The sequence below is a fragment of the Kitasatospora sp. NPDC002227 genome (assembly GCF_040296285.1).
In the GTDB taxonomy this organism is placed as follows: Bacteria; Actinomycetota; Actinomycetes; order Streptomycetales; family Streptomycetaceae; genus Kitasatospora.
Window position 1 is genome coordinate 31,032 of sequence record NZ_JBEOWY010000023.1, and the last position, 20,823, is coordinate 51,854.

General features: G+C 72.7%; 17 protein-coding genes. 4 read left to right on the forward strand and 13 right to left on the reverse strand.

Features of this window, described 5'->3' with window-relative positions:
* Window positions 1-109: 109 nt before the first annotated feature.
* On the reverse strand, window positions 110-910 hold the full coding sequence (locus ABT095_RS21095) for an exodeoxyribonuclease III (RefSeq protein WP_350531060.1): 801 nt from the start codon (window positions 908-910) through the stop codon (window positions 110-112).
* A 183-nt stretch (window positions 911-1,093) separates the two neighbouring features.
* On the reverse strand, window positions 1,094-2,881 hold the full coding sequence (gene ggt / locus ABT095_RS21100) for a gamma-glutamyltransferase (RefSeq protein ID WP_350530985.1): 1,788 nt from the start codon (window positions 2,879-2,881) through the stop codon (window positions 1,094-1,096).
* A gap of 138 nt (window positions 2,882-3,019) precedes the next feature.
* Between ggt and ABT095_RS21105 the strand changes: the two genes are divergently transcribed.
* Together ABT095_RS21105 and ABT095_RS21110 are read left to right on the forward strand one after the other, a co-directional pair.
* Window positions 3,020-3,832, forward strand: coding sequence for a DUF1963 domain-containing protein (locus ABT095_RS21105; protein WP_350530986.1), 813 nt, complete (start codon window positions 3,020-3,022; stop codon window positions 3,830-3,832).
* A complete protein-coding gene (locus tag ABT095_RS21110; RefSeq protein ID WP_350530987.1) occupies window positions 3,829-3,984 on the forward strand; it encodes a hypothetical protein in 156 nt (51 codons plus the stop codon). Before ABT095_RS21105 ends, ABT095_RS21110 begins: the two co-directional genes overlap by 4 nt.
* 189 nt (window positions 3,985-4,173) lie before the next feature.
* Here the strand turns inward: ABT095_RS21110 and ABT095_RS21115 are convergent, their stop codons facing one another.
* From ABT095_RS21115 to ABT095_RS21135, 5 genes are all read right to left on the reverse strand, one after another.
* Window positions 4,174-4,641 carry a ricin-type beta-trefoil lectin domain protein gene (locus tag ABT095_RS21115; RefSeq protein ID WP_350530988.1) on the reverse strand — a complete coding sequence of 156 codons (468 nt, stop codon included), beginning with the start codon at window positions 4,639-4,641 and terminating at the stop codon, window positions 4,174-4,176.
* Between the two features lie 167 nt (window positions 4,642-4,808).
* The gene (locus ABT095_RS21120; RefSeq protein WP_350531061.1) at window positions 4,809-5,864 is read right to left on the reverse strand and encodes an ROK family glucokinase; all 1,056 of its coding nucleotides are present in this window, start codon (window positions 5,862-5,864) and stop codon (window positions 4,809-4,811) included.
* A gap of 50 nt (window positions 5,865-5,914) precedes the next feature.
* A complete protein-coding gene (locus ABT095_RS21125) occupies window positions 5,915-6,718 on the reverse strand; it encodes an ATP-binding cassette domain-containing protein (RefSeq protein WP_350530989.1) in 804 nt (267 codons plus the stop codon).
* A 1-nt stretch (window position 6,719) separates the two neighbouring features.
* Window positions 6,720-7,736 carry an ABC transporter permease gene (locus tag ABT095_RS21130; protein ID WP_350530990.1) on the reverse strand — a complete coding sequence of 339 codons (1,017 nt, stop codon included), beginning with the start codon at window positions 7,734-7,736 and terminating at the stop codon, window positions 6,720-6,722.
* Window positions 7,733-8,728 carry a substrate-binding domain-containing protein gene (locus ABT095_RS21135; protein WP_502884950.1) on the reverse strand — a complete coding sequence of 332 codons (996 nt, stop codon included), beginning with the start codon at window positions 8,726-8,728 and terminating at the stop codon, window positions 7,733-7,735. The genes ABT095_RS21130 and ABT095_RS21135 overlap by 4 nt, the downstream gene beginning before the upstream one ends.
* 304 nt (window positions 8,729-9,032) lie before the next feature.
* On the opposite strand from ABT095_RS21135, the gene ABT095_RS21140 reads away from it, so the two are divergent.
* Entirely contained in the window at window positions 9,033-10,163 is a 1,131-nt protein-coding gene (locus tag ABT095_RS21140) for an alpha/beta hydrolase (protein WP_350530992.1), read from the forward strand.
* Window positions 10,164-10,247: 84 nt separating this feature from the next.
* On the opposite strand, the gene ABT095_RS21145 is transcribed toward ABT095_RS21140, so the two are convergent.
* Window positions 10,248-10,652 carry a hypothetical protein gene (locus ABT095_RS21145; RefSeq protein WP_350530993.1) on the reverse strand — a complete coding sequence of 135 codons (405 nt, stop codon included), beginning with the start codon at window positions 10,650-10,652 and terminating at the stop codon, window positions 10,248-10,250.
* Between the two features lie 174 nt (window positions 10,653-10,826).
* Here ABT095_RS21145 and ABT095_RS21150 point away from each other — a divergent pair, with 174 nt between their 5' ends.
* Window positions 10,827-13,184, forward strand: a complete 2,358-nt coding sequence (locus ABT095_RS21150) for an ATP-binding protein (RefSeq protein WP_350530994.1) — start codon at window positions 10,827-10,829, stop codon at window positions 13,182-13,184.
* A gap of 1 nt (window position 13,185) precedes the next feature.
* Here the strand turns inward: ABT095_RS21150 and ABT095_RS21155 are convergent, their stop codons facing one another.
* From ABT095_RS21155 to ABT095_RS21175, 5 genes are all read right to left on the reverse strand, one after another.
* The gene (locus tag ABT095_RS21155; protein WP_350530995.1) at window positions 13,186-13,512 is read right to left on the reverse strand and encodes a hypothetical protein; all 327 of its coding nucleotides are present in this window, start codon (window positions 13,510-13,512) and stop codon (window positions 13,186-13,188) included.
* A 620-nt stretch (window positions 13,513-14,132) separates the two neighbouring features.
* Complete coding sequence (locus ABT095_RS21160) at window positions 14,133-15,611, reverse strand: PE-PGRS family protein (RefSeq protein ID WP_350530996.1); 1,479 nt, start codon at window positions 15,609-15,611, stop codon at window positions 14,133-14,135.
* Window positions 15,612-15,647: 36 nt separating this feature from the next.
* The gene (locus ABT095_RS21165; RefSeq protein WP_350530997.1) at window positions 15,648-18,077 is read right to left on the reverse strand and encodes a glycosyltransferase family 39 protein; all 2,430 of its coding nucleotides are present in this window, start codon (window positions 18,075-18,077) and stop codon (window positions 15,648-15,650) included.
* Window positions 18,074-19,090: a glycoside hydrolase family 26 protein gene (locus ABT095_RS21170; protein WP_350530998.1), complete on the reverse strand. Its 1,017-nt coding sequence runs from the start codon at window positions 19,088-19,090 to the stop codon at window positions 18,074-18,076. Before ABT095_RS21170 ends, ABT095_RS21165 begins: the two co-directional genes overlap by 4 nt.
* Window positions 19,087-20,721 (reverse strand): glycosyltransferase family 2 protein, encoded by a 1,635-nt coding sequence (locus tag ABT095_RS21175; protein ID WP_502884945.1) that lies wholly within the window; start codon window positions 20,719-20,721, stop codon window positions 19,087-19,089. The genes ABT095_RS21170 and ABT095_RS21175 overlap by 4 nt, the downstream gene beginning before the upstream one ends.
* Window positions 20,722-20,823 lie beyond the last annotated feature (102 nt).

Below are 20,823 nucleotides of genomic sequence, written 5' to 3' on the forward strand. Positions count from 1 at the left end.
CGGCCGGGGGGACGCTCGTCGTCCCGTGAGCGGACGGCTACACCCTGTCACCTGCTCACGCTAGGCACCCCGGCCGGACCCGGCCACCGTTCGACACCCGTTCGAGCTGTTACCCCAGGTCGAGGTCGACCACGACCGGGGCGTGGTCCGAGGTGCCCTTGCCCTTGCGGGCCTCGCGGTCGACGTAGCTGTCGGTGACGGCGTCGGCGAACGGCTTGTTGGCGTAGGTGAGGTCGATCCGGATGCCGAGGTTCTTCGGGAAGCCGAGCGCGCGGTAGTCCCAGAAGGTGTACGGCCGGTCGTACTTCAGGGCGCGCGGCATCACATCGGTCAGGCCCGTCTCGCGCAGCGCCGTCAGGGCGGCCCGCTCCAAGTCCGTCACGTGCGTCTGCCCGGCGAAGACGGCCGGGTCGTAGAGGTCCTCGTCGGTCGGGGCCACGTTGAAGTCACCGAGCACGGCGAACGGCCGCTCGCCCGCCGCGTCCTCCACCACGGCGGCCCGCAGCGCCTCCAGCCACTCCAGCTTGTACTGGTAGTGCGCGTGGCCCACCTCGCGCCCGTTCGGCACGTACACCGACCAGACCCGGACCGGACCGCAGGTGGCCGCGATCGCCCGCGGCTCGGTCTCGGGCAGCAGCGCGCCGTCGGCCAGGAAGCCGGGCTGGCCGGGGACGTCCCGCACCACGTCGTCCAGGCCGAGCTTGGAGAGGATCGCCACGCCGTTCCACCGCCCGGTGCCGTACGCGGCCGTCTCGTAGCCGAGCTCCTGCACCGCCTCGTACGGGAAGGCGTCCGACGCGCACTTCAGCTCCTGCAGGCAGAGCACGTCCGGCTGCGCGCCGGCCAGCCACTCCAGCAGCTTCGGCAGCCGGGCGGTGACGGAGTTGATGTTCCAGGTGGCGACGCGGATGGTCACGACGGACGGCCTTCCCACAGCGGTACGGACGGGGCGGGCGGCCCAGCAGGCTGCCCACCCCGAACATACCGCCCGCAACTGACAGCAGACGTCAACCACCAGGGCGCGGGGAACTGCGCGGCCAACCTCCCACCACAGCACGCTGTTGCGCCCGCCGTGCCCCGATCCCCGCCCGGGTCACCGGCTCGGCCGGACCACCGCCGCCGAACCGCCGCCCCGGCGGACCGGCTCGGCGGCCGCCACCCACCGCCCGTCCGGCAGCCGCTCGACCCCGGTCGCGGCGCCGATCTCACCCGCGTCCGAGAACTTCTGCCCGAGCGCCTCCAGCCCCGCCCGGTCCGGCCCCGCCAGGAATGCGGGCTCGGCACCCGACACGGCGGCGTTGCGCTGGCTGGCCCGGGGCGCCGCGATGGCCTGCTCGAGCGTCAGCCCCCGGTCGATCCGGCCGAGCAGCACCTGCAGCGTGGTGGTGATGATCGTCGCGCCGCCCGGCGAACCGGCCGCCATGAACGGCTTGCCGTCCCTGAGCACGATGGTCGGCGAGATCGAGGAGCGCGGCCGCTTGCCGGGCCCGGGCAGGTTCGGGTCCGGCACGCCGGGCACCAGCGGGGTGAACGAGAAGTCGGTCAGCTCGTTGTTGAGCAGGAAGCCCCGGCCCGGCACCGTGATGCCGCTGCCGCCGGTCTGCTCGATGGTCAGGGTGTACGAGACCACGTTGCCCCAGCGGTCGGCCACCGTCAGGTGCGTGGTGTTCGGCCCCTCGTAGCCCTCCGGCACGGCCTTGCCGGTCGAGCCGCAGGCGGTCGGGTGGTACGGGTCGCCGGGGGCGACCGGGCCGGGGGCCGCGTGCGCCGGGTCGATCAGGCAGGCCCGGTCGGCCGCGAAGGCCGGGGAGAGCAGCTGCTTGGTCGGCACCTCCACCTGGGACGGGTCGCCGACCCAGCGGTTGCGGTCGGCGAAGGCCAGCCGGGTGGCCTCCAGGAAGTGGTGCAGGTACTCGGCCTGGCTCATCGAGGCGAGGTCGAACCGCCCGAGGATGCCCAGCGCCTCACCGCCGGTGGTGCCGCCCGAAGAGGACGGCGCGATGCTGTAGACATCGTCGCCTCGGTACTTCACATGGGTCGGCGCCTGCTCCTTGACCCGGTAGGCCGCGAGGTCGGTGGTGTCCACCTTGCCCGGCCGGGCGTTGCGGCCCGAGGCGGGGTCGACCGGCGGGTGCGCGATGGTGTTGGCGACGTCCGCCGCCAACTTGCCGTGGTAGAAGGCCTGGACGCCGTTTCGGCCGAGCTCCCGGTAGGTCGCCGCCAAGTCCGGGTTGCGCAACCGGCTGCCGACCACCGGGAGTTGGCCACCGGGCAGGAAGAGCTCCCTGGTGGCCGGGAAGTCCTTGAACCGGGCCTGGTTGAGGGCGGTCTGGTCATGGAAGGTCTGGTCGACCACGAAACCCTGCTCGGCGATCTTCTCGGCCGGCTTCAGCACCTCCCTCAAGTCCCGGGTGCCCCACAGGCGCAGCGCCTTGTCCCACACCGCCGCCGTGCCGGGCACCCCGACCGAGCGACCGCTGGTCACCGCGTCGGCGAAGGCCAGCGGCTGGCCGTTCTCCAGGAACAGCGACTGGTCGGCGGTCCGGGACGCCGTCTCCCGGCCGTCCAGCGTCTCCACCTTGCCCGTCCGGGCGTCGTAGTGCACGAAGTACCCGCCGCCGCCGATGCCCGACGAGTACGGCTCGGTCACCCCGAGTGCCGCGGCCACCGCGATCGCCGCGTCCACTGCATTCCCGCCCTTGCGCAGCACCGCGATCCCGGCCGCCGTGGCATCGGCGTCCACGCTCGCCACCGCCCCGCCGTACCCCACCGCCTCCGGACTCTTCGGCGTCGGCACCTCGGCCTGCGCGGGCGCCACCACCGATCCCACCAACGCGGCGGCCAACACCACCGCCGGCACCAGCCGAACCACTGTCCTCATCGGGCCTCCTGTCCGGATCTCCCCACCACTGAAGCCAACTCCCCGTTCCTACACACCTTTTGTTGCAACCACAACAACCCGGACCAACTGCTTCAGGCCACTACCCGCCGGTACGGACCCACCGGGTACGCTCCGGACGTGTCCCGCCGAACCCCGCCCCGACCGCTGGACGTCGAGGCGCTCTTCCCCGAAGTCGCGCCGCTGCGCCGCGAGGCCGTCCGCCTCCACCCGCGCGCGGGCCGGCCCACCTGCCACGAAAGCTCGGTGGGCGGCCCCCTCCTCTGGCCGGCCGCCGAACCATGGCCGGCCTGCGAGGACCACCCGGGCTCCCCCCTCGTCCCCGTCGTCCAGGTCTTCCGGGCCGACGTGCCCGCGGTCGTGCCCTTCTCTGACGGCTGCGACCTGCTCCAGCTCCTCTGGTGCCCGCGCCGGCACGACGGCCGATGGGTCGTCCCGCTCCTGCGCTGGCGTTCGTCCGCCGCCGTCGGCGCGGTCCGGCCGACCCCGCCACCCCCGGTGGACGCTGTGGGCGGCCGGGTGCCCCGGCCGTGTGTCGTGCACCCGGAACAGGTGACCGAGTACCCGAGTTGGGACCTGCCACAGGAGTTGTTCGACTCCCTGATGCCCCGCATGGAGCAGATCCACCACGAGCGGGGCTGGGAGTACCAGGACCACCTCTCCACCGCCCCGGGCATCAAACTAGGTGGCTACCCCGGCTGGTGCCGGGACCCGCAGTGGCCGGTCTGCCGCGGCTGCCGCACCCCGATGCAACACCTGCTCACCATCGAGAGCGGCGAAGAGCACGACAGCGACCACATATGGACCCCGTACGAGGACGGCACCAGCCACATCGAGGGCCCCCGCCTCCGCCTCGGCGACTACGGCGGCGTCTACCTCTTCGAGTGCCACACCTGCCCGGACCGCCCCTTCACCGATCGCTTCGACGCGTGATCACCCGCACGGTGCCGTTGGACACGATCGACCTGTCGACAGTCCTCTCCCGCCTCCCGTCCGACCACGCCGAGGCCGTCACCCTGATCGGCCCCAGCGCTTCACCGCCGACCCGCGCCCCTACCGACCTCGGCGCCTTCAATCAGGCATAGCCCGGACAGAGCTCCCCGCCGTCAATCACCCGCCGAAGTTCGCACACATGACACCAATCGCACACCTGAATTCACATCGGCAATTTCCCGGGGCCCTGAAAAGTAATTCACCGCGCCGCTCAATTCCATATCCACCGGACAGCCCGTTGCCCGGGGCCGGTCGGGCCGGCCTCGGGCAGCAGGTGGGGATCATCCCGCGTACGCGAGGCTGATCTGGTCGCCGAAGACGTCCCAGTGCTGGCCCGGGTCGTTCACGTCGCACGGCTTGGTGCCGACGTTCGGCGTGCCGTAGGCGTTGGCGAGACAGTAGGCCGGGGCGTTGGTGAGGAAGATCTTGTCGCCCGAGACGCTCCAGTACTGGCCGGGGTCACGGCCGTCGCAGCCCTTGGTGGTGACGGTCTGCGAGCCCCACGGGTTCGCGAGGCAGTAGGCCCGGGCCTGGGCCAGGGCGATCTGGTCCCCCATGACGGCCCAGTGCTGACCCTGGTCGTTGGCGTCGCACGGCTTGGTGCCGACGTCCGGCGTGCCCCAGGCGTTGGCGAGGCAGTAGACACCCGGGTGCAGCGCCGGCGCGGCCGAGGCGCTGCCGGCCGGGAGGAAGGAGGCCGTCAGCACCAGGGCCGCGAGGGTGATCGTCTTGCGGAGGGCGAATGCCATGAGAATGAATCCGTTCTCGAAGCAACACGTGCGATTCGTGCACGATCATGATATTAATCAGCCGCTCAATTCGAGCGCGCAGGGAATTTTTATCATCGATCAGCACCGCATCAGAAGCCGAGCATTGATCATTCATCCGAACGGGGAATGCACACGGGAGGCCGGGCTCAGCCCCGCTCGACGCGGTGGCGCTTGATGGTGCGGAAGCGGCGGGCGACCTGGCGGGCCAGGTCGGCGGCGCCGACCAGGCCGGCTTCGTTGCCGAGGGCCGCGTGGACGATCTGGGCCTCGGGGCGGAAGCCCCGGCCGGAGAGGGTGCGGCGGTAGGCCTCCTGGGCCGGGCCGATCAGGAGGTCACCCGCCTCCGAGACCCCGCCGCCGATCACGAAGCGGCCGGGGTCGAGGGCGGCGGCCAGGTTGGCGATGCCGACGCCCAGCCAGGTGCCGATGTCGTAGAGGAGTTCGACCGCCACCGCGTCGCCCGCCCGGGCGGCCTCCGTCACCAGCGGGCCGGTGATCCCCTCGATGGTGCCGCCCGCCCGGGCGAGCAGCGGCTCGACCACCGGCGACTCCTCGGCGACCAGGCTGCGGGCCTCCCGGACCAGGGCGTTGCCGGAGGAGTACTGCTCCCAGCAGCCCCGGTTGCCGCAGGGGCAGCGGTGGCCGCCGGGCACCACCTGCATGTGGCCGAACTCCCCGGCCAGCCCGTACTTGCCCCGGTCCACGAAGCCGTCCCGGACCACGGCCCCGCCGATCCCGGTGCCGAGGGTGAGCATCACCATGTGGTCCTCGCCGCGCCCGGCGCCGAATCGCCACTCCGCCCAGGCGGCGGCGTTGGCGTCGTTCTCCACCACCACGGGGAAGCGCAGCCGCTGGCTGAGCGCCTCCTCCAGCGGCTCGTTGCGCCAGTTCAGGTGCGGGGAGAAGAGCACCTTCGACCGCTCGGCGTCCACCCAGCCGGCCGCGCCAATGCCGACCGCGTGCACGTCGTGCCGGTCGGCCAGCTGGAGCACCAGCTCGACGATCACGTCCTCCACGACCTTGGGGCTCTTGCTCTTGTCGGGAGTGTCGGTGCGCAGCTTCTCGAGGACCTTGCCCTCGCCGTCCACCACCCCGGCCACCACCTTGGTGCCGCCGATGTCGATGCCGACGGTCGGCAGCCGCAGCAGGCTCGCGGGCAGCGCCCGGCGGCGGCGCTCGGCGCGCGGGCCGATGCCGAGCAGGGTCGGCAGGGCGGCAGTGGTGCGCCCCGGTGGGGTGGTCTTCGGCGTGGTCACTGGTCTGGACGCTCCTCGGGGTCGGCCGGCGCGTCCGGGCCGCCCAGCGCGGTCCCGGAGAGCTCGTGGGAGAGCTCGGCCAGGTCGGAGCCGCCCGCCATCTCGGTGGTCAGCCGTTCGAGGCTGATCTCCGCGCGCGGGTGGCTACCGGCCATCCTCCCTCTTCGCAGCAGGGTGAAGTGGTCCCCGACCAGATATGCGTGGTGCGGATTGTGGGTGATCAGCACCACGCCGAGCCCGGCCGCCTTGGCCGCCGCCACGTACTTGAGCACCACCCCGGACTGCTTGACCCCGAGCGCGGCCGTCGGCTCGTCCAGGACCAGCGCCTTCGCGCCGAAGTGGACGGCCCGGGCGATCGCCACGCACTGGCGCTGCCCGCCCGAGAGGGTGCCGATCGGCTGGTCCACGTCGGCCAGCTCGATGCCCATCCGGGCCAGCGCCTCCCGGGTGACCGACCGCATCCGGGCGCTGTCGAGGCGGAACCGGCCGAGCTCGGCGCCGAGGAAGAAGTTCCGCCAGACCGGCATCAGCGGCACCACCGCGAGGTCCTGGTAGACGGTGGCGATCCCGCGCTCCAGCGCCTCGCGCGGCGAGCCGAGCCGCACCTCCTCGCCGAGGATCGCGTACCGGCCCTCGTCGTGCTGGTGCAGCCCGGCCACGATCTTGATCAGGGTGGACTTCCCCGCGCCGTTGTCGCCCAGCACACAGCTGATCCGCCCGGCCTCGACGCTCAGCGAGACGTCCTCCAGGGCCCGCACCGAGCCGTACGACTTCCCGACCCCCGTCAGTTCGAGCAGCATCTCAGCGCCCCCGCTCGGCCCGGTGCTTGACGTACGAGTTGAGCAGCGCGGCGAGCAGCAGCATCGCGCCGAGGAAGAACTTGAACCAGTCCGGGTCCCACTCCGCATAGACGATGCCCTTGCTGGCCATCCCGAAGATCAGCGCGCCGAGCGCCGAACCGGCCACCGAGCCGTAGCCGCCGGTGATCAGGCAGCCGCCGATCACGGCCGCCACGATGTAGATCAGCTCGTTGCCCACCCCCTCGCCGGACTGCACCGTGCCGAAGGAGAACAGCAGGTGCTGGCCGAGCACCCAGGCGCAGAAGGCCACCCCGAGGTAGAGGCAGGTCTTGGTGCGGGCCACCGGCACGCCGACCGCCCGGGCCGCCGCCGCGTCCCCGCCGACCGCGAAGACCCAGTTGCCGAAGCTGGTGCGCAGCAGCACCCAGCTGCCCACCGCGACCAGCCCGAGCCACCACCACACCGTGGCCTTGATCGTCAGCCCGCCCACCGTGACCTCCGAGGCGAAGAGCAGCCGGCAGGACTCGAAGCCCTGCATGTCGCTGATCGGCTTGGTGCTCACCGTGCCGGAGACCAGCTTGGTGACACCCAGGTTGGCGCCGGTGAGCATCAGGAAGGTGCCGAGCGTGACGATGAAGCTGGGCAGCCGGGTGCGGCCGAGCAGCCACCCGTTGAAGGCGCCGATCGCCAGCGCGACCAGCAGCGAGACCAGCACGCCCACCCAGGTCACGGCGGTCAGCTGGTAGGAGACCATCGCCGAGGCCAGCGCGGCGGTGGTCACCAGGACTCCGGCCGAGAGGTCGAACTCCCCGCCGATCATCAGCAGGGCCACCGGCACCGCCATGATCCCGATGGTGGAGGCGGCGTACAGCACCGTGCCGATCGAGGAGGCCCGCAGGAAGCTGTCGGCCACCACGGCGAAGAACAGGAACACCGCCGCGGCCGCGAGCAGCGCCCCCAGCTCCGGCCGGGCCCGCCACCGGTGCCTGCGCTCCTGGACGAGCAGGTCCGTGCTCATCGGGTGCCCCGGGCCACGTACTCGGCCAGCCGGTCGGCGTCGGCCTTGGTGAGCACCTGCGGGCCGGTGAGCACGGGGTGGCCGCCGCCGAGCATGTCGAGGTTGGAGCGGTACAGCCAGAGCAGGTCGACGCCCTCGTAGCCCTGCAGGTACGGCTGCTGGTCGACGGCGAAGCCGACCGCGCCGGACTTGAGGCCGGCCACCACGTCGGTGCCCAGGTCGAAGGTGTCGGTCTCCACCGGGCGGCGGGCGTCCGCGACGGCCTGCAGGGCGGTGGCGGCCAGCGGGGCGCTGAGCGTGAGCACGGTGTCCACGGCCTGGTCGGCCTGCAGCTTGGCGGCGATCGCGGCCCGGGCGTCGGGCAGGTTGGTGCCGGTCACGTACAGCGTCTGCAGCGGGCCGGCGAAGGTGCTGTGCGCGCCCGCGCAGCGCTGCTCCTGGCCGACGTTGCCCTGCTCGTGGATCACGCAGAGCACCGAGTGCCGCCCGCGCCCGGCCAGCGCCGTCCCGGCCGCCTGCCCTGCGGTGGACTCGTCCTGGCCGACGTGGGTGAGCGCGCCGAGCCGGGCCGAGAACTCGGCGCCCGAGTTCAGGCTGATCACCGGGATGCCCGCCGCCTTGGCCTTGCCGAGCACCTCGGTCATCGCCTCGCCCTTGGCGAGGGTGACCAGCAGGCCGTCCACCTTCTGGTCGATCGCGGCCTGGACCAGCTGCACCTGGCCCTGGGTCTGGGCGTCGTTGGAGTAGAGGAAGGTGATGTTGTCCTTGGCGGCGGCCTGCTCGGCGCCCTTGCGGACGGTGTCCCAGAAGGCGTCCCCGGCACCCGCGTGGGTGACCATCGCCACCCGCCAGCGCGGGGTCGTCACGGCCGTGCCCGCGCCCGCCGAGGCCTTCTCGCGGGCCCGCTCGGCGCGCAGGCCCCCGGTGCTGCTGCACCCGGCCGCCAGCGCCAGCAGCAGCACCAGCGCCACCGTCCGTCGCACCCTCGCCACCCCGCCGTCCTGATCGGCTGTCATATGGCTCCCAGTTTCAGGGGCTCCGGTGTGAGAGGAGGCTGAGACTCGCTGACGGAACACCGGGGCCGTTCACCGGATGGCGCAGCGTGGATGGCACACTGGCAGCTGACAATACAGCCGATTCTCAGAAAAACGTGATGTTCCTCTCAGGCTCCGTCGGGGCCCGGAAGCAACTGATCGATCGTTCGCCACCGTCTGATCCGATGAATCGACTGATCCCACGAATGTGCACCGGGCCGCGCGGAGCCCGGTCGGCCGGCAACTCGGATACGAGAACTTGATGCAACTGACAGGCACCCCCTTCCTCATCCTGACGGTCGTCCTGGTGCCCGTCTCCATCGCAGTGGCGCTGCTGCTCTGGGGGCGGGTGCGCGGGCCGAAGGTCATGCAGTTCCTGGCCAGGCTCGTCATGATTCTCTTCGCCCAGCTGACGGCGGTGACCATGGTCTTCGTCATGGTCAACAACGCCAACCTGATCTACGGCACCTGGGACGACCTGCTCGGCACCGGCAACCACGTCCGTGCCGTGCCGCAGGTGCCGGCCGACGGTACCGCCGCCGGCGGCAAGGGCAGCAACGACGCCAAGTCCGAGCCCAAGGTGATCCAGCAGTTCACCGGGGTGGACGACAACAAGGTGCCCAAGGACGTCAAGCGCACCGAGCTCAAGGGGCGGCTCTCCGGCGTGGACGGCGAGGTGCTGGTCTGGACCCCGCCGCAGTACGACGACCCCGCGTACAAGAACAAGACCTTCCCCGTGGTCGAGCTGCTCCCGGGCTGGCCGGGCTCCTCCTCCACCTGGTACGGCACGCTCAAGGTCTCCGAGCAGCTCAAGCCGCTGATGGCCTCCGGCCAGGTCACGCCGTTCATCCTGATCTCCCCGCGCACCCTGCTGCTCGGCAACACCACCGACACCGGCTGCGCGGACGTGCCCGGCAAGGTCAACGCCGACACCTGGCTCTCCCGCGACGTGCCGCAGATGATGCTCGACAACTTCCGGGTCGACTCCTCCCCCGACCGCTGGGCGGTGGCCGGCTACTCGGCCGGCGGCCACTGCGCCGCCAAGCTCGCCCTGGAGCACCCGAACCGCTACCGCGCGGGCATCAGCCTCTCCGGCTACAACGACCCGGCCTCCGAGAGCGCCTCGCTCACCGCGAAGGACCCGCACCTGCGGGAGATCTCCAACCCGCTCAACATCCTCAGGACCGCCACCACCCCGCCGAAGACCGCCCTCTTCCTCTCCGGCAACAAGGGCGACGGCTACGAGGGCGCGATGGCCCTGAAGAGCGCCGCCAAGTTCCCCACCGCGGTCACCGTCCAGGAGACCACCGGCGCCCACAGCAGCGACGTCTGGGGCCCGATGGTCCCGGAGATCTTCAAGTGGCTCACCGGCGTGATCCCGGCGCAGCACTGACCCCCGTGCAGCGCTGACACCGGCGCCCGCGAGCGGCCCCGCACTCCCGGAGCGGGGTGCGGGGCCGCTGTGGTGCCACGGCTGTCAGCAGTGGGGGACGCCGGGCACGTTGTGGAACGCCGCCGCGGCGTCCACGTACGGGGCGAAGGTCCAGGACGACCCGACGCCGGTGACCGTGCCGTACTGGTACACGTACGTGGTGTGGTACCAGACGTTGCCGGCGGTGCCGACGTAGTCACCGGCCACCCAGCAGTCCGCCCAGACGTAGTCGCCGTTCGACAGGACGGTGCCGGAGGGGTAGTTCTGGGTCGGGTCGCCGAAGACCCGCGCGTGGCTGCTGGTGCTCAGCCGGATCCACTGCGGCGACGAGCCGTGGTTGTTCGGGTTGGGGTCGGCGGAGGCGGTCCCGGTCACGGCCAGCGGCAGCAGCGCACCGGCCGCGAGGGCGAGCGCGGCGCCCGCCTTCGCCATGCGGCTGATCTTCTTCATGGTCTCTCCCCGTACGTTCCGGCCCCGCTGCTCGGGGCCCGGCGGAGGCGATGCTGCCACCGGGGCCCGGGCCGGTTCCAGGTGCTCCGCCCTGTCCCGGACGGACCCGGACGGCTTCGGACGGGCCGGGCCGGGCCGGCGCGACTCTGTCCATCGGCCCGGGGGCGGAGTATCGTGCCCAGCGTCGTGTTGACGGTCACGGGGGCGATCGCGTTGACGCACACCGAACAGTCCTGCCATGCCCTGGCGGACCCGTCGGAGATCCACAACCCACCCGAATTCCTCCGTGGGTTACGACTCCTCAGGGTCGAGGCGGGCAACCCGTCCTTACGGGACCTCACCCGGGCGACCGGGATTCCGCGCAGCACCCTCGCCGCGATCTTCGACACCCGCCGGAGCCGGCTGCCCCGCCTGGACAGCTGTCTGGCCGTCCTGACGGCGCTCGGTGCGACGGGGCCGCAGGCGGCGGCCTGGGCCGACGCCTGGAAGCGGCTGCGCGGCGCCGGCCCGCCGGCCCCTGAGCAGCTGACCGGCGAACGGCCGCGGCCGGCCCAACTGCCTCGCGATCTGCCCGACTTCACCGGCCGGGCCGGGCAGCTGGCCGCCCTGGCCGCCCGCTGCTCGCCGGGCAGCACCCCGCCCGGTGTACCGGTGCTCGCCGCCGTGACCGGCACGGGCGGGGTCGGCAAGACGAGTCTGGCCGTGCACCTCGGCCACGCCGTCCGGGACCGCTACCCCGACGGACAGCTGTACGCCGACCTCCGGGGCGCGAGCACCGGTCCGACGGCGCCGACCGACCTGCTCGCCCGGTTCCTGGTCGACCTCGGCCTGGCCCCCGCGGCGGTACCGGCCGGCGAGGAAGCCCGCGCCGCCGCGTACCGCAGCCTGCTCGCCGACCGGCGGGTGCTGCTCCTCCTGGACGACGCCGCGAGTGCCGGGCAGATCCTTCCGCTGCTGCCCGGGACGGCGGGCTGCGCCGTGGTCGTCACCAGCCGCAACCGGCTGGCCGGGCTCGACGGCGCCGACCGGATCGACCTGGACCTGCTCGAACCACCGGACGCACGCGCCCTGTTCGAGCGATTCGCGGGCGCCGCGGCCACGGCCGCCGAGCCGTCCGCGACGGAGCAGGTGCTGAAGGCCTGCGCCGGCCTTCCGCTGGCCGTCCGGATCGCCGCCGCCCGGCTCGCCACCGAGCCGACCTGGACGGTCGCGACCCTGGCGGCACGGCTCGCCGACCGTGACCGGTTGCTGGACGAACTCTGCCTCGACGACCGGGCCGTACGCACCACCTGCGACGTCAGCTACACCCAACTCTCCGCCGAAGACGCCCGGTTGCTGCGCCTCATCGGCCTCTGGGACGGGCCTGACCTCAGCATCGACGCGGTCGCCGCCCTGCTCGGCCGCTCCCGGCAGACCGCCGAGCGCTCGCTCGCGGCGCTGTCCCACCAGCACCTCCTGCAGTCCGTCACCCCGGGCCGGTACCGCCCGCACGACCTGATCCGGGCGTACGCCGCGGAACGGGCCGCCGCCGAGGAGCCGGCCGAGGAGCGGCGGGAGGCACTGACCCGGCTGCTCGACTGGACCTTGCGCAGCTGGGACGCCGCCACGGACCTGCTCGCCCCGCAGCGCCAGCGGGTCGCCCTCCCACCGCCGTGCCACCACGGCCCGCTGCCGGCCCTCCCCGACTACAGCGCCGCACTCGACTGGCTGGAGGCCGAGCGGCACCACCTCCGGGCCGCCGTCACCGCGGCCGAGCAGACGGAGCACCACGAACTGTGCTGGAAGCTCGCCGTCGTCGGCTGCCAGCTGTACAACCGTCGTGACCTCTGGGCGGACTGGGAGACCACCCACGAGACCGCCCTACGCGCCGCCCGGGCGGTCGGCGACGACCTGGGCACCGCTTGGACGCTGAACAACCTCGGCGCCCTGTACACCGCGACGGCTCGCCCCGAGTTGGCGCTCCGACGTCTCCGGGAGGCGCTGGAGATCCGCCGCCGAACCGGCGACGGCCGGGCCGAGGCGCTCACCTTGACCACCATCGGCACCGCCCTGCACAACAGCGGCGACCAGGCGCAGGCGGTCGAGCTGCACTCCCTCGCCGCAGCGGTGGCCCACCGGCTGGGTGACCGCTATGCCGAGGGCATCGCACTCTCCAACCTCGGCGAAACCCTCTGCCGGCTCGGCTGGTTCGGCGAGGCAGCCGAGTGCCAGCAGCAGGCACTCGCGATCCACCGGGCGATCGGGGACCGCTACGGCGAAGCCTTCAGCCTGGACCTCCTCGGCGAAGTCGCTCGGGAGAACGGCAGGTTCGCGGAGGCGCTCGACCTCTACGGCCGATCGCTCGCCATGCGGCGGGAGTTGGGAAACGCCCACGGCGAGGGCCTGGTCGAGCGCAACATCGGCCTGACCTGGTCCACCCTGGGCGACCCCGTCCGCGCCGCGCACCACTGGGGCGCCGCCCTGCAGATCTTCGAACGGCTCGGCGCCCCCGAAGCCGTCACCGTGCGGCGCCAGTTGGCCGCCCTGGCCTGACTCACTCCGGCGCGTTGTCCAGGAGCCGGTGCATCACGGCCGCCGGGAGCGTCGGGTTCTTGGCCGCCGCCTCCGCCGTCGCCGGGTCGTGCAGCTGGGCGGCCAGCACGGAGGCGGGCAGGCGCGGGTCGGCGGCGGCGACACCTCGGACGAAGCGGTCAGGGTCGTCGACCAGCCGGACGACGGAGGCCTCGCCCAGGCGTGGGTCGCGCAGTGCGCGCAGACGCACACCCGAGTCGGTGTCCCGGCTGAGGAGTTCGACCAGCTCGGCGGTGGAGTCCGGGTCGCCCAGGGCCAGCAGTTTCCGGCAGCCCTTTCGCGCTGCCACCCCGCCGGGAGCCAGCCGTACGCGGTCTGCGGCATCGGCACGGTCATGTGGTGCCGCAGCAGTGCTTCCGCCCGGCACTGCTCGTCGGGATCGGCGAGCAGTGCCGCCCGCGCCTCTGCGCCCAGCTTCGGCCACGCACGCGGCAGGGCCGCCCGCCGGACCTCCGGCTCCCCGTCCACGGCCAGTGCGCACAGGAGCTCCACCGGCAGGCCGCGGTGGAGGGCTACCCACTTACGTACCTGCGGGCTCGGGTCACCGGCCAGGAGGCGGAAGGTATCGGCCGTGAGCGGCGAATCCCTCTCCGCCGCCAACACGGTGAGGTACCAGCGGTGTCTCGCCTCGGGCTCCTGGAAGAGCGGAGCCCGCTGCTCGGCCGCGAGCACCGGGTGGTCCGCCAGGAGCCGGCGGACCTGCCACTGCGGGTGGGCGGCCCACGCGCCGAGCAGTTCCTGGTCCGGCTCCCGGCACAGCAGACCGAGGGGCACCGGCCCGGTGGTGTCCAGGAGCCGTCGCAGCACCGCCCCCCGGGGCGGCCCGGTTCCACGCCAGGCCGTCGCACCACGCCCGGTACAGTTCGGCCGAGACCTCCGGCCGGTCGGTGCGGTCCCACTCGAACATCCTCATGCGTCCCGTCCGATGGTGTTCAGGAGCCGGTGCATCGCCGCCTCGGGCAGCGACGGGTTCATGGCCGCCGACCAGGCCGTCGCCGGGGCCTGCAGCAGGGTGTCCAGCAGGGGCTCGGGCAGCCGGGGGTCGAGCACTGCGGCCGACCGGACCGAGACGTCCGGGTCGTCGATCAGCCGGATCACCGAGGCGAGATCCAGCCGGCGGCCGCGCAGGACCTGCTCCCGGACTCGGGGATCGGAGTCGCGGCTCAGCCGTTCGAGCTGCTCGGCGTCGGCCGCGGGGTCCATCGCCGCCAGCTGACGCAGCTTCGGGTCCGGGTGGTCCAGGTGCCGCAGACCGTACTCCCGGGGGAAGTTGGAGCGGTAGAGCAGCTGGGCGGTCGAGCGCGTGCCGCCGCTGCGCCACCGCTCGAACAGCAGCTCGCCCGGCGCCTGGTCGCAGCGCTCGACCAGCACCTCCCGGACGGCCTGGTGCTCGTCCGCCGCCAGCCGGTCGGCCACGTCCTGCGGCAGGGTCCGCGCCCATGCCACACTGCGGCGCAGCTCCACGTGGGCGGAGGCCGCGCAGCGACGCATCGCCTCCGGGTCGTCGTGCAGGGCGCGGACCCACGGCAGCGGGTCGGACCACGTGCGGCCGGGGACGTCCTCCGCCTCGATCCGGGCCCGCTGCTCCTCGGTCAGGTCAGCACGGACGGAGACCGCCCAGCGGACCGAGTTCTCCTGGTCCGCCCCGAGCAGGAGGGCGAGATCCAGGTCGAGCCCGGTGTTGGCCGCCAGGGCCCGCCGGACGTGCCGGTCGGCGTCCCGCACCAGCGCCTCCGCCAGCTCCCTGGCCAGCCGGCACTCCTCGACCACCTTCCGGCGCAGGTCCTCGTCCGCTATCGCGGCAAGGTCCGCAGCCGTGACCGGCACGGTGGTGTGGTGGGCCAGCACCGCACCCTCCCGTACCTTCTCGTCGGGGTCGGCGAGCAGCGCCGTCCGGGTCTCGGCCGCCAGGTGCGGCCAGGCGCGCCGGACGACCCCGCGCCGGACCTCCGGGTCCGGGTCCACGGCGAGCCGGACCAAGTCGCGGACCGGAAGGTCGCGATGGGCGGCCACCGCCGCGCGCACCCGCTCGGCCGGGTCCTCAGCCAGCAGCCGGAAGGTCTCGTCGGTCAGCGGCGTCGAGAAGTCGGCCGCGAGAGTGGTGAAGGCGAAGCGGTGCCGCGCCACCGGGTCGAGGAAGAGCGGGGCCCGCGCCTCGGCACTGAGGGTCCAGCACATGGCCAGCTCCCGGCGCACCTCCCAGGCGGGATGGACCACCCACTCCCGGAGCTCCTGCTCGTCCAGCTCCCGATCGCCCAGCCCGAACGGTATGTGCTCCCCGGCCTCCACCAGCCGCAGCAGCACCGCCGCCGGCGCTGCCCGGTTCAATGCCAGCCCGCCGCGCCAGGCCTTGTACAGCCCCGCCGTTTCCCCACCGTCTGTCGTCACACGAACCATGATCGCCTATCCGGCGCGCCGCCCGCGTCAGTGCTGCTGCTTGAGCCAGACCTCGAAGTGGCCCTTGCCCGCCGAGGTCTGGTACGGCAACGCCGAGGAGAGGCGGTACTTGCCGCCCTTGCGGAGTTCGTCGCGGATGGCCCGGGGGACTTCGCCCGCGCCGTCGGACCAGTCGAGGACGACGCCGTCGAACCAGCCGTCCTGGAGGGCGGCACGGTAGCCGGGGATGCCGGAGAGGTGCTGGCCGGGGCGGCCGGTGTAGTCGATGTAGTAGACCGAGGTCCACTGGGGGTAGCTGGTGCGGCCCATGCCGGAGAGGTAGTAGACCGGGCCCTCGTGGGGCTCGCCGAGCCAGCGCTGGCCGGGCTGGACCTTGTAGGAGAGGTCCTGGATCAGGTACTTGGTGTCGGGCCAGATGCCGTAGTTCTTGGCGGACTGGGACATGCCCATGGTGAGCGCGAGGACGCTGATGGCGATCGCGAACTGCGGGAACTTGAAGTGCGCTCCCATCAGCCGGGTGACCCCGACGCCCGCCAGCGGGGCGGCGAAGAGCAGGCCGAAGCCGATGTGCTTGTGCAGCGAGGTGCTGGTCTGCAGGTGGATCTGGTAGGCCGGGGCGAGCAGGGCGGTGCCGGTGAGCAGCAGGCCGAGGGCGGTCCGCCAGCGGGCGCCGGGGACGGCCTGGCGCCAGCCGGGGACTTCGCTCAGGCGGGCCCGGCGGCCGTACAGGGCGGTGCCGATGCAGGCGACGGCGAACAGCAGGCCGCCCCAGCGGGCGCTGTCCTGGATCATCGCCAGGGTCGGGGTGTCGCCGTGGGCGCGGGCGGTGGTGGTGCTGCTGATGGCGGCCAGGTAGTCGGTGCTCAGTACGGCGGCCGCCAGCAGTCCGCCGACGCCCGCGGTGAACAGTGCCGAGCGCAGCACGGCCCGCAGCACGCCGTGGCGCTGGTACGCGACCAGGAGCAGCAGCAGCGCGATGGTCGGCAGGTACAGCGCCGAGGCGTACTTGACGCCGACGGCCAGCGCCGCGACGGGGGCGGCGGCCAGCGGCAGGGACCAGTGGCCGTGGCCGGTGCGGACCACGATCCAGGTGGCCAGGGCGAGCAGGAAGACCGCCATCGCGTCGTAGGTCGCGAAATTGCCGAGGAAGAGGGTGGACTGGGCGAAGGCGAAGAGCACCGAGGCGCACAGGCCGGCCCGCTCGTTGAACAGGCGGCGGGTGAAGGAGTAGAGCAGGGCGTTGGCGCCGAGCATGAAGAGCAGGCTCAGCGCGCGGGCCCCGGCCAGGCCGAAGACCGAGTCCACGGCGGCGGCCAGCACCGGGTAGAGGGTGGGCGCGCCGGAGAAGTAGCTCGCGAAGCCGCCGTAGTCTGGGGCGCCGTGGAAGAGCTGGGCGATCTCGGCGTGCCCGGCGTAGAGGTAGAGCGCCTCGTCCTCGAAGGCGGAGTTGGTCAGCCGCAGGCTCAGCACGGCCTGCACGATCAGCAGGGCGAGCAGCATGCCCCGGCTGATCCAGGTGCGGCGGCGGCTGGCCGCCGCCGACCAGGCCACGTCCGGTACCGGCGGCAGGGTCCAGCCCGGCCGGACGGGCTCGGCGAAGGCGAACCCCGGGTCCGCCTCCGCCTCCGGCTGGGGCAGTACCCGCAGCTGCATGGTCTGGTCGGGCGCCCAGATACTGTCGTCGTCGTCCGGGGCGTCGGTGGCCTCCCGCTGCAACGGGATCGCCCCGGCGGGCGCGGGCACGGCCGCCGCCGAGACCGACCCCGTCGCCGGAGCTGCCGCCCGCCCGGCGGTCGCCGCCGCAGCGGCGCTCGGCTCGGTGACGGGCAGTTCGACCCGCCGCAGCACGGTGGTGTCCTGGTCGGGCCCGGCCGCGGCGTGCGGCGAGGCGGACGCGGCCGAAGCCCGGCCGTCAGCTACCGCTGCGGGCGCCGTGGCGGCGCCAGACGGCCTGCCCCCGAAGCCGTGGGCAGGAGCACCGAAGCCGAAACCCCCGGGACCGACGGCAGCCGGCTCGAAACCGAAGGCGGACCCACCGGAGCCGGGGGCCGGGGCCGCCGGGTGCTCGCCTCCGGCCGGACGGCCGGGACGGGGCACGGCCGGAGCGGCCGGGCCGGCCTCCGCACTGAAGCCGGAAGTCACCCGGTCACCGGCCTCGGGACCAGAGGCAGCCGGATCGAAGCCGTAGCGGGAGCCACGGGCCGGGGCCGCCGGGTGCTCGCCTCCGGCCGGACGGCCGGGACGGGGCACGGCCGGAGCGGCCGGGCCGGCGGCGCCTGCGGCCGGGTGTTCTGCCGAGGGCCGGACCGGCCCCGGGCGGAGGCCCTGGGCGGGCTCGTCCGGCGCAGTGGGAGCAGTGGCCGGCTGCGCCGTGCGCTTGCGGGGGGCGAACCACGAGTCGGCGGCGGCACCGTCGCCCCCGGTGGACGGGGCGCGGCGGTCCGGGTCGGTGCTCACGGGTGCTCCACGTCGAAGCCGATACGGGGGTCGGCGGCCGCGCGCCGGAAGGCGGCCAGCGAGTCCGGGCCGCTGTCGACCCGCCAGTCGGCCTCCTTCTTGAGGTCGAACCAGACGAAGCCGAGGATGCCCGGGTCCGCGAGGACGCCGGCGAACAGGTCGGCGATGTCGGCGGGCTTGCGGGAGGTGGGTTCGGAGGCGGTCTCGGCGAGCAGCACGGGCTTGGCCGAGAAGGCCCGGATCTCCTTGAGCGTGGGCTCGAAGAGCGTGCTGAAGGTGTGCGGGCCGGTCCTGGCGTAGTACCCGACCACGCCGAGCCAGTCGACGTAGCCGTCCCCGGGGTAGTAGGGGGCGAGCCGCACGTTCGGCACGGGGTTGATCACGTTCGGGCTCCAGACCCAGATGACGTTGGAGACGCCTTCGTCCTGGAACTTGTCGTGCACGTGCCGCCAGGCCTTCACGAAGGCCTCGGCGGTGCTGGTCTTGGTGCCCCAGGGGTACCAGCCGCCGTTCATCTCGTGGCCGAAGCTGATCGCCACGGGCACGTTGAGGTCCCGGATCGCCTGCGCGGTGCGGACGATGTAGTCGTCCTCCCCGCCCGCCGCGATCTCGGTGAGCGTCTTCTTGAACGGCTCCCAGGCGATGTACGGGACCATGCCCTTCGCCCAGACCGCCCTGGTCTGGTCGGTCTGGAACTCGTCGCCCCAGCCGAGGTAGTAGACGAGCAGGTTGGGTGCCTTGCCGACCAGCGAGGCCCAGGCGTCCACGGGGGCCAGCGAGACCGGCACGCCCTCGAAGGTCGCGCCGAGGAACTTCTTCTTCGGGCTGAGCATCGGCGTGATGTTGTACGGCACCCGGGGCGCCGCCGGCGAGGCGGAGCCACCGGGGACGGCCTGCCCGGCGGGCGCCGCGCCCTGCCCGCCCGCGCCGATCGGCGCGGTGGCGCTGGGCGCGCAGGCGGCGGCCCCGAACGCGATCGCGCCCAGCAGCAAGGAACGACGTCCGACACTCACTCTGCGCTCTCCGTTCGCGGCTGGACGAGCACCCGGGCGACGGCCACGGCGTAGAAGACGCCGGAGCCGAGCATCAGGGCGAAGTTCTCCGGGACCATGGTCGACATCCGCCAGACGGCGGCGGCGATCCACAGCACGGCGGTCGGCGTGCTCCAGGCCCACATGCCGATCCAGAACCGGCGGGTCTTGTTGTTCTTGGCCCCCGAGGCACCGGTCGGCTGCCAGCCCATCGGGCGCCGCCGCAGCAGGTCCCAGATCGCGAAGGTGTGCGCCCAGCCGTACATGACCCTGGTCGCCCAGGCCTCGAGCCGGTAGGGGTTGCGGTGCCAGAGGGGGTAGACCACGGTCAGGTACAGCACGCTGGGCAGCACGAACCACATGTTGGTGGCCTGCAGCTGGTCGGGGAAGAACAGCAGCAGGGCGAGCGCGATCAGCGGGCCGGTGAAGGTGAGCAGCGCCGTCTCGACGTAGTAGACGAAGCCGGACATGTAGCAGAGCCGGCTGGCGAAGCGCATCGGCACCCGCCAGAAGTCCTTCATGCTGCCGAGCATGCTCATCGAGGCCATGCACCAGCGGTACTGCTGGTTGTAGTAGGCGCCGATGGTGTCGGGGCAGACCCCGGTGGAGAGCGCGAGCGGCACGTACCGCAGGTCCCAGCCGCGGGCCCGCAGGTCGAAGCCGGTGTGCATGTCCTCGGAGTGCTCGATCAGGCTGGTGCCGCCGATCTCGGCCAGCGCCGCGCGGCGGTAGACCGCGCAGGAGCCGACGCAGATCGAGCCGTCACTGCGCTGCCGCGAGACCTGGACGGAGCGGTAGAACAGCTCCTGGACGGCCCCGGCGCCGCGCTCGATCCAGTTCTGCTGGTCGAGCACCCGGAAGTACTGGGGTGACTGCACGATCGCGGTGCGCTCGTCGTCGTCCAGGTACGGGAGCAGTTCGTCGAGCAGGTCGTGCCGGGGGGCGAAGTCGGCGTCGAGGATCAGGACGACCTCGCCGTCGGAGTTGTCGAAGCCGTGCCGCAGGTTCCCGGCCTTCTTGAACCAGCCCCGGTTGGGGCGCACCAGGTAGCGGAAGCCGAAGTCGGCGGCCATCGCGGCCACCTCGGGGCTGTCGCCGTCGTCCAGGACGATCGGGGTGGCCTCGCCAGCGTAGTGGCCGGCCATCAGGCGGACGTACTGCCAGGTGTTGTGCAGCACCTCGACGGGCTCGCCGCACACCGGCAGGAAGACGTCCACGCTGGGGTGGTGCTGCCCGGGGTTCCAGGTGCGGACCAGGCGGCGGTGGGCCTTGAGGTCGAAGCTCGGGGTGAAGGCCTCCAGGCGCAGGCCTATCAGGAACCCGAGGACGGACAGCACCAGGACCGGGGAGAAGACCCAGATCCAGAGGCTGTGCCGGGCGGTGTCGACCTGGCTGTAGAGGACGAAGGCGAAGCCGAGGAGCGAGGAGAGCGTCAGCACCCAGCTGTGGCGCTTGACGTAGGAGTACTTCTCGCGGTCGTCGGGTGGTGCCGGGAGCAGTCCGCTGCGGTGTGCCGTGGGCGGCGGGTTGCGCGGCGCCCGGCGCCGCCCACCCTGGTGCGCGGCGGTCCCCTGCGACGAGACCTGCGTCTGAACGTGGTGCAGTGTGTTCACCGAGTTGGGCTCCGCCGCCGTGCCGGATTCACCTGGGAACGGCCCCGGCCCGTGGGCAGAAGGCCGCTCCCGACCAGTGGTCTAATCCGATGAATCTAGCGA